Origin of the sequence: Pseudomonas sp. DrBHI1, from assembly GCF_002205115.1 — a bacterium.
GTDB lineage: Bacteria > Pseudomonadota > Gammaproteobacteria > Pseudomonadales > Pseudomonadaceae > Aquipseudomonas > Aquipseudomonas mosselii.
Window position 1 is genome coordinate 1 of record NZ_NIBE01000031.1, and the last position, 7,517, is coordinate 7,517.

Annotated in this window: 9 protein-coding genes; 7 read left to right on the top strand and 2 right to left on the bottom strand. The window is 65.2% G+C overall.

The features are described 5' to 3' along the window. Window positions 1-261: hypothetical protein (locus CC207_RS05410; protein ID WP_143496077.1), on the bottom strand; the 261-nt coding region annotated here is incomplete at its 3' end. A 244-nt stretch (window positions 262-505) separates the two neighbouring features. On the opposite strand from CC207_RS05410, the gene CC207_RS05415 reads away from it, so the two are divergent. The 4 genes from CC207_RS05415 (at window position 506) to CC207_RS05430 (ending at window position 2,726) form a co-directional block, all read left to right on the top strand. Then, window positions 506-1,252 (top strand): sulfite exporter TauE/SafE family protein, encoded by a 747-nt coding sequence (locus tag CC207_RS05415; protein ID WP_069017253.1) that lies wholly within the window; start codon window positions 506-508, stop codon window positions 1,250-1,252. A gap of 152 nt (window positions 1,253-1,404) precedes the next feature. Then, window positions 1,405-2,145, top strand: a complete 741-nt coding sequence (locus tag CC207_RS05420) for a hypothetical protein (RefSeq protein WP_088851694.1) — start codon at window positions 1,405-1,407, stop codon at window positions 2,143-2,145. A 64-nt stretch (window positions 2,146-2,209) separates the two neighbouring features. Then, window positions 2,210-2,455: a type II toxin-antitoxin system Phd/YefM family antitoxin gene (locus tag CC207_RS05425; protein ID WP_050705246.1), complete on the top strand. Its 246-nt coding sequence runs from the start codon at window positions 2,210-2,212 to the stop codon at window positions 2,453-2,455. Next, on the top strand, window positions 2,445-2,726 hold the full coding sequence (locus tag CC207_RS05430; RefSeq protein WP_088851695.1) for a type II toxin-antitoxin system RelE/ParE family toxin: 282 nt from the start codon (window positions 2,445-2,447) through the stop codon (window positions 2,724-2,726). The genes CC207_RS05425 and CC207_RS05430 overlap by 11 nt, the downstream gene beginning before the upstream one ends. Before the next feature lie 18 nt (window positions 2,727-2,744). Here the strand turns inward: CC207_RS05430 and CC207_RS05435 are convergent, their stop codons facing one another. Beyond that, the gene (locus tag CC207_RS05435; RefSeq protein WP_062361051.1) at window positions 2,745-3,662 is read right to left on the bottom strand and encodes a LysR family transcriptional regulator; all 918 of its coding nucleotides are present in this window, start codon (window positions 3,660-3,662) and stop codon (window positions 2,745-2,747) included. 158 nt (window positions 3,663-3,820) lie between these two features. On the opposite strand from CC207_RS05435, the gene CC207_RS05440 reads away from it, so the two are divergent. The 3 genes from CC207_RS05440 to CC207_RS05450 are packed head-to-tail and all read left to right on the top strand — an operon-like array spanning window position 3,821 to window position 7,405. Further along, complete coding sequence (locus CC207_RS05440) at window positions 3,821-5,125, top strand: MFS transporter (protein WP_062361053.1); 1,305 nt, start codon at window positions 3,821-3,823, stop codon at window positions 5,123-5,125. Window positions 5,126-5,141: 16 nt separating this feature from the next. Then, window positions 5,142-6,383, top strand: a complete 1,242-nt coding sequence (locus CC207_RS05445; RefSeq protein WP_062361055.1) for a Zn-dependent hydrolase — start codon at window positions 5,142-5,144, stop codon at window positions 6,381-6,383. Then, window positions 6,383-7,405 carry a histone deacetylase family protein gene (locus CC207_RS05450; RefSeq protein ID WP_062361057.1) on the top strand — a complete coding sequence of 341 codons (1,023 nt, stop codon included), beginning with the start codon at window positions 6,383-6,385 and terminating at the stop codon, window positions 7,403-7,405. Before CC207_RS05445 ends, CC207_RS05450 begins: the two co-directional genes overlap by 1 nt. Window positions 7,406-7,517 lie beyond the last annotated feature (112 nt).

Consider the following 7,517-nt stretch of genomic DNA (forward strand, 5'->3'; position numbering starts at 1 on the left):
CGCGCGGTTGCCATAGACGCCATCGGTCAGTTCCAGCGAGCCCTCGTTGGCCTCGGGCATCGATTTCAAGTCTTCCAGCGCTGCCGCCAGGGCCACTGGCGTGACGGGCGGTTCGCTGTAGGCGGAAGGATCGGTAGGCGGTGGCTGGCCCACGTCGTCGAGCGACCCGGCGAACGCGCTGGCCAGCCCAAGGCTGACCAGCAGTGCCGTAACGGTAGACAACCTGAACACCTGGGTCGATGTCGCAGCGGGTTTGTTCATTGCCGTATGCCCCGTGTTGTGCAGACCGGCATCTGTTGCCACTCGAAGAGCGACGAAGTGCCTTGAACAGGGCACAGCAACGGCTGTGCCAAACGGCAAATGGCCAAACGCCAGTTGTTTCAAGATGTTGCGGCGGTGCGGGCGAGAAACGCTCAAGGTATTGCCGCAGACCTGGGGCTGGACACCCACTGCTGGGTGGGGAATGCTGCCCACCCGATGCCTTCGATCGTCACCGGGAGCCCACATGGATCCGCTTTACCTTATCGCCCTTGGCGCCATCGTCGCCGGGTTCGTCCAAGGCTTGTCAGGCTTTGCCTTCGGCATGGTGGCCATGTCGTTCTGGGCCTGGGGGCTGGAACCGAAGGTGGCGGCGGTGCTGACGGTATTCGGCAGCCTTACCGGGCAGTTGATCGCGGTGTTCAGCGTGCGCCGGGGCTTCAGCTGGTCGCTGTTGTGGCCCTTTGTGCTTGGTGGCCTGGCGGGGATTCCGCTGGGTGTGTGGGTGCTGCCTTACCTGGACATGCTGTGGTTTAAAGCTGTGTTCGGCACGCTGTTGGTGGTGTGGTGCCCACTGATGTTGCTGGCGCCACGCCTGCCGCGTCTGCAGGGGGGACGACTGGCCGATGGCGCGGTGGGCATGGTCGGCGGGGTGCTGGGCGGCATCGGCGGCTTTACCGGCACCGTGCCGACGCTCTGGTGCACCCTGCGCGGGTTCGAGCGCGACACCCAGCGGGCGGTGATCCAGAACTTCAACTTGTCGATGCTGGCGGTGACCATGCTCACCTACCTGGGCAGCGGGTTGGTGACCCCGGCGCTGCTGCCGGCGTTCGCGGTGGTGGTGTTGGCGATGGCAGTGCCGACGCTGCTGGGCACGCGGCTGTACCTGGGGATCAGTGAGCGGGCGTTTCGCCGGATCGTGCTGGGGCTGCTGACCTTGTCCGGGGTGGCGATGCTGGCCGTGGCGGTGCCGGGGTTGCTGGCGCGGGGCTGATCAAGCTGAACACCACCTCTGAAGGAGCGTACATTCCGACTATCACGCAAGACCGCTTCACCTCAGGCAGCCAACCCTTGCCCGAATCCGGTGTTCTTGGCACCCTTGCCTGCCTTGCCTCTCGACACGCCCGTAAAACAAGGAACCCTCAGGTGAATTGGGAAAAAGTCGGTAAATCCCTGGTGGGGCTGCTCGCCCTGGTCGCCGTCGCCGCCATGCTCTATGCGGTGCTGCGCGATGACGACCGCCTGCAGGCACGCCTGACCTATGCCCATCTCACCTACCCGGGCCAGTTCAGCGAGCGCATCAGCCAGGCCAACGACCTGCTCAAGTATGAGCGGTTGCACTCGCAGATCAGCGACATCGGCGCCGGCGCCCTCAGCCATCCGCAGATCGACAAGCTGGTCGACCTGGCCCAGGCTCCGTACCTGCACCTGTTCGCCAGGCCGTTCGAGGCCGGGTTGGTGGATCACCGCACCGGCCTGCTTATCGAGCTGTACAACCCCGCGCAGGTGCCGCTCAAGGCCGTGCACATCCGCTTGCCGGCCAAGGGCCTGGTGCAGGTGCGTGACGCCGCCGGCAACGACACGCTGGTGCCGACGCCCACCAGCAGCATCGACCTGCCGGCCATCGACGGGGTGAGCGAAAGCAAGGTCTGGGTGTACTTCGATGCCGATTATTCGCAGATCCGTCAGGGCGGGATCAGCATTCGCGATGCCGACGGCAGCGCTGATATCCAGGTGACCCGTGAAGTGGTGGGGTTCCCGGCGCTGCTGGCGCGCTACAGCCAGGTGGTGGTGGCGGTGTTTGCCGGGTTGGTGCTGGGGTTGCTGACGTTGGCGTATGCGTGGCTGGGGCGGGCGAGGACAGCGAGTATTTCGCATCCTCTGTAGCAGCCTTGCTTGAAAAAGACCTGAATGATGACCAAAATATAGCGCTTGAATGAGGGCTATTAACATGCAGAACATCTTTGCCGACGTCACTGTCAGTGTCTCGGAATTAAAGAAGAATCCTACGGCAGTCATGGCCGATGCACAGGGGAAACCGGTGGCAGTCCTCAACCATAATCGCGTCATGGGCTACATGGTGCCCGCTGAACTCTACGAGGCGATGATGGAACGACTGGAAGATATCGAACTGGTGGCATTGGTCAAGGCGCGCGCGGGAGAGAAAGGCATCCCGGTCGAGCTGGATGACCTATAGGCTCGAGTTCCTGCCTTCGGCCCTGAAGGAGTGGGAGAAGCTGGGGCACACCGTGCGTGAGCAGGCCAGAAAGAAGCTCCGGCAACGCTTGCTCTCGCCCAAGGTCGGTGTGGATGCGCTGCGTGATTTGCCCAACCACTACAAGATCAAGCTCAGGGCCAGCGGCTATCGACTGGTCTACCGCGTCGAGGATGATCGGGTAGTGGTTGTGGTGGTGGCGATAGGCAAGCGTGAGCGCGGGCAGGCCTACCGCTCGGCTTACACTCGCTGAGTGTCTGCAGCATCCCAGCTAGGTCGCTGGTGTACAGGCCGACAGCAAGGCCTCGATGAACAGGCCTTCCGCACGGCTCATGCGCTGGTCCCTGTTCCACAGCAGGTGGATGTCCACGTCGGCAATGCCCTCGTGCGGCGGCAGTTTCCACAGCAGCCCCGCGTCTACATCCTCCGCCACCACGTGTTCGGGCAGGCAGCCGATGCCGAAACCGGCAATGACCAGGCGGCGCACCTCTTCCAGGCTCGGTGACGAGGCGACGATGCGCCCGGCGAAGCCCTGCTGGTCGCGGAAGATGGTCAGCGGCGAAAGCATGCCGCCGATCTGGTCGCTGGTAAAACTGACAAAGTTCTCCCGTTGCAGATCGCCTTCGGCCTGGCCGAACAGCCCGTGGTGCCTGCCGCAGAAGAACGCGTAGCGCTGGCGCAGGAACAGCCGTTGCTCCAGCCGTGGCTGCGGCCGACGGTTGAGGCTCAGGCCGGCGGTGGCGGTCTTTTCCTGCAGCGCGGCGACGATGTCGGAGCTGCGCATCACGTCGATCTCCAGCTCCACCCGCGGGTGCTGGCGGTGAAACTCGGCGAGGAAATCATCGAAGCGTTCGCTGACGATGCGGCTGATCATCAGCAGGCGCACCTTGCCTACCAGCTCGTCCGCCGGCTGTTCCAGCAAGCCACCGATCTGCGACATCTGCCCGTATACCTCGCCGGCCAGCTGGAACAGTTGCTCGCCCACCTCAGTCAGCACGAAGCGCGGGCCGCGACGGGCGATGAGCTGGCGTCCGAGCTGTTCCTCGAGGCGCTTGAGCGCCTGGCTCACGGCTGGCTGGGTGAGGTGCAGGCGGGCGGCGGCGCGGCTGATCGACAGCTCCTGGCCGATGACGCGGAAGGTGCGCAGCAGGTTCCAGTCGAGGCGGTCGTTGAGCAGGCGGTCGGGCATGGTCGGGCTCGATAATAAGTGTGGCTAATAATTCGAATAATAAATAGAAAATTGAATTATAGGCTTTGGCGATGAATCATCTCCAGCAGTGCAGGCGCCGTCAGAGCGTCGCCATGTCCTAAAAACTCCTGCCAGAAAAACAACCAAAGGAGCCACCCATGAAGCCCGCCGCTTCGCCCCAACCGCGCCGTGCCGCCGCCGCCGCGTTCATCGGCACCATGATCGAGTGGTACGACTTCTACATCTACGCCACCGCCGCCGCGCTGGTATTCGGCGCCTTGTTCTTCCCCTCCGACAATAGCCTGTTCAGCACCATGGCCGCCTTCGGCACCTTTGCCGTGGGCTTCTTCGCCCGCCCCCTGGGCGGCATCGTCTTCGGCCACATCGGTGACCGCATCGGTCGCAAGAAATCACTGGTCATCACCCTGCTGATGATGGGCGTGGTCACCGTCGCCATCGGCCTGCTGCCGACCTACGCGCAGATCGGCGCGACCGCGCCGGTGCTGTTGATCCTGCTGCGGGTGGTTCAGGGCATTGCCGTGGGCGGCGAGTGGGGCGGGGCAGTGCTGATGGCCGGCGAGCATGCGCCCAAGGGGCGCCGCAATTTCTTCGCCTCGTTCGCCCAGCTGGGCAGCCCGGCCGGCCTGATCTTGTCGTTGCTGGCGTTCAGCGCGGTCACCCGCCTGCCGGAAGACGACCTGATGAGCTGGGGCTGGCGTGTGCCGTTCCTGGCCAGCGCGCTGTTGCTGCTGGTGGGCCTGGCGATTCGCCTGGGGGTCAACGAATCGCCCGAGTTCCTCGCCAGCCGCGCGCAGGCCGAGAAGGCCCGGCGCAAGGAGCAGGCGCCAGTGCTGGAGGTGCTTCGGACCGCGTGGCGGCCGCTGTTGCTGTGCATCGGCGCCAATACGCTGGGTATCGCCGGGGTCTACTTCACCAACACCTTCATGATCAGCTACACCACCCAGCAGTTGCACCTGGAGCGCTCGCTGATCCTCGAATGCCTGTTCTTCGTGGCGATCATCCAGTTCTGCGTGCAGCCCCTGGCCGCTTGGGTCTCGGAAAGGCTCGGCGCCACGCGCTTCCTGGCGCTGGTCGCGCTGCTGGCGATGGCCTCGCCGTACCCGATGTTCGTGCTGGTGAGCAGTGGCGAAGGCCCGCTGATCGTGCTCGGCATTGCCTTGGCGGCGGCGTGCATGGCGTCGTTCTACGCGGTGATCGCCGGGTATGTCAGCGGCATGTTCGACACCCGCGTGCGCTACACCGCCATCTCCCTGGCCTATCAGGTCTGCGGCGCCATCGCCGGGGGCCTGACCCCGCTGATCGGCACCTGGCTGGCGCACAGCTTCACCGGCCAATGGTGGCCGATGGCGGTCTTCTACAGCCTGATCGCCTGCACTTCCCTGGTCTGCGTGCTGGCGCTGACGCGCCGGTACGCCCGTAGCCGGCAGCTCGAGCTGGCCTGAATCTGGAGTATCCGCAATGTTGAAATGCAATGGCGAACGCCTGTGGGCGAGCCTGATGGCCATGGCCGAGGTCGGCGCCACCGCTCGTGGCGGCAGCTGCCGCCTGGCCCTGAGCGACGAGGACAAGGCCGGTCGCGAGCTGTTCGGCCACTGGTGCCGCGAGGCCGGCTTGAGCCTGAGCGTGGATGCCATCGGCAACCTGTTTGCCCGTCGCCAAGGCACCGACCCGCAGGCCGCGCCGGTGATGATGGGCAGCCACCTCGACACCCAGCCCGAAGGCGGGCGTTTCGACGGCGTCTACGGCGTGCTGGCAGGGCTTGAAGTGGTGCGCCGCCTGAACGACCTGGGCATCCGTACCCGCAAGCCGCTGGAGATCGCGGTGTGGACCAATGAGGAGGGCGCCCGTTTCACCCCGGCCATGTTCGGCTCGGCGGTGTTCACCGGCACCTTGCCGCTGGCGCAGGCCCTGGCGATCCGCGATGCCGACGGCATCAGCGTCGCCGATGAACTGGCGCGCACCGGCTTTGCCGGCCAGCGTCCGCTGGGTGGCGCCGTGGACGCCTATTTCGAGGCACATATCGAGCAGGGCCCGATCCTCGAGGATAACGCCAACAGCATCGGCGTGGTCAGCGGCGGCCAGGCGATCCGCTGGCTCGACGTGACCGTCGAGGGCATGGCCGCCCATGCCGGCACTACGCCGATGAAGCTGCGCAAGGATGCCTTGTACGGTGTGGCGCGGATGATCCAGGCCATCGAGCAGCTGGCCACGGACTTCGCTCCCGAGGGCCTGACCACGGTCGGTGAGCTGAACATCGCCAAGTCGTCGCGCAACACCATTCCGGGCGTGGTGCGTTTCACCCTCGACCTGCGCCATCACCGCGACGCGGCCATCGACGCGATGGAGCGCGACATCAGCCTGCAACTGCAGGCCATTGCCAACCAGCGCGGCCTCAGCGTGCGCATCGAGCGCCACTGGGTCAGCCCGGCCACGCCGTTCGATGCCCAGTGCGTGGCCGTCGTGCAGCAGGCGGTGGATGGCCTGGGCTACAGCCAGCAGTCCATCGTCAGTGGCGCCGGTCATGACGCGATCCTGCTGGCGCGCTTCTGCCCCACGGCGATGGTGTTCATCCCCTGCGTCGGCGGGCTGAGCCACAACGAAGCCGAGGACGTGTTGCCCGACGATGCCCGCCAGGGCGTCGATGTATTGCTCAACGCCGTGCTGGCCCGTGCCGGCCAGGTTGACGAAGGAGAGGCCTGATGCGCTGCTATTTCCACCCCGAACAACTGCTGCACCATCCGCGCAGCTATTACTCCCGTGGCGCGATGCGCACCCCTCAGGAGGTGCCCGAGCGCGCCCAGCGGCTGTTGCAGGCCGCCAAGGGCCTGGGCTTCGACATTCGCCAGCCTGCCGACGCCGGCCTCGCACCGCTCAAGGCCGTACACGGCGAGGCCTACCTGAGTTTCCTCGAACAAGCCCATGCGCGCTGGAAAGAGGTGCCCGAGGACTGGGGCGACGAGGTGATGTCCAACATCTTCGTGCGCGAACCCAACGCCCTGCGTGGCATTCTTGCCCAGGCTGCTCGCTACCTGGCCGATGGCAGCTGCCCGGTGGGCGAGCACACCTGGCGCTCGGCCTACTGGTCGGCGCAGAGCGCGGTGGCGGGCGCCCAGGCGATTCTCGATGGTGAACCCGCCGCTTACGCTTTGTGCCGGCCGCCGGGGCATCATGCCCGTTACGATGCCGCCGGTGGATTCTGCTACCTCAACAATGCCGCCGTGGCCGCCCAGGTATTGCGAAGTCGCTACGGCCGCGTGGCGATCCTGGACACCGACATGCACCACGGGCAGGGCATCCAGGAGATCTTCTACGAGCGCGACGATGTGCTGTATGTCTCGGTGCACGGTGACCCGACCAACTTCTACCCCGGCGTGGCCGGCTTTGCGGACGAGCGTGGCCAAGGCGCGGGGGAGGGCTGCAATCTCAATCTGCCGATGGCCCACGGGGCGAGTGAAGCGGACTTCATGGCGCAACTGGAGGTTGCGTTGCAAGCGGTGAAGAACTTTGGCGCCGAGGTGCTGGTGTTGTCGTTGGGGTTCGATATCTACGAGCTGGATCCGCAGAGCAAGGTGGCGGTGACGACCGACGGTTTTGCGCGGCTGGGGGAACGTATTCGGGCGCTGCGGTTGCCCTGCCTGATTGTGCAAGAGGGGGGGTATCACCTTGAGAGCCTGGACGCGAATGCGCGGGCGTTCTTCTCTGAAAAGCGGGATTGGCGATAGGACTATCGCGGGGCAAGCCCGCTGGAAGTGTCAGATTTTTTGTGTGCGGGCCGGTAACGGCCTGCCGTCAGGCAGGCCCTGACTTTCACCAGGTCGGCCTGATGAACCGATC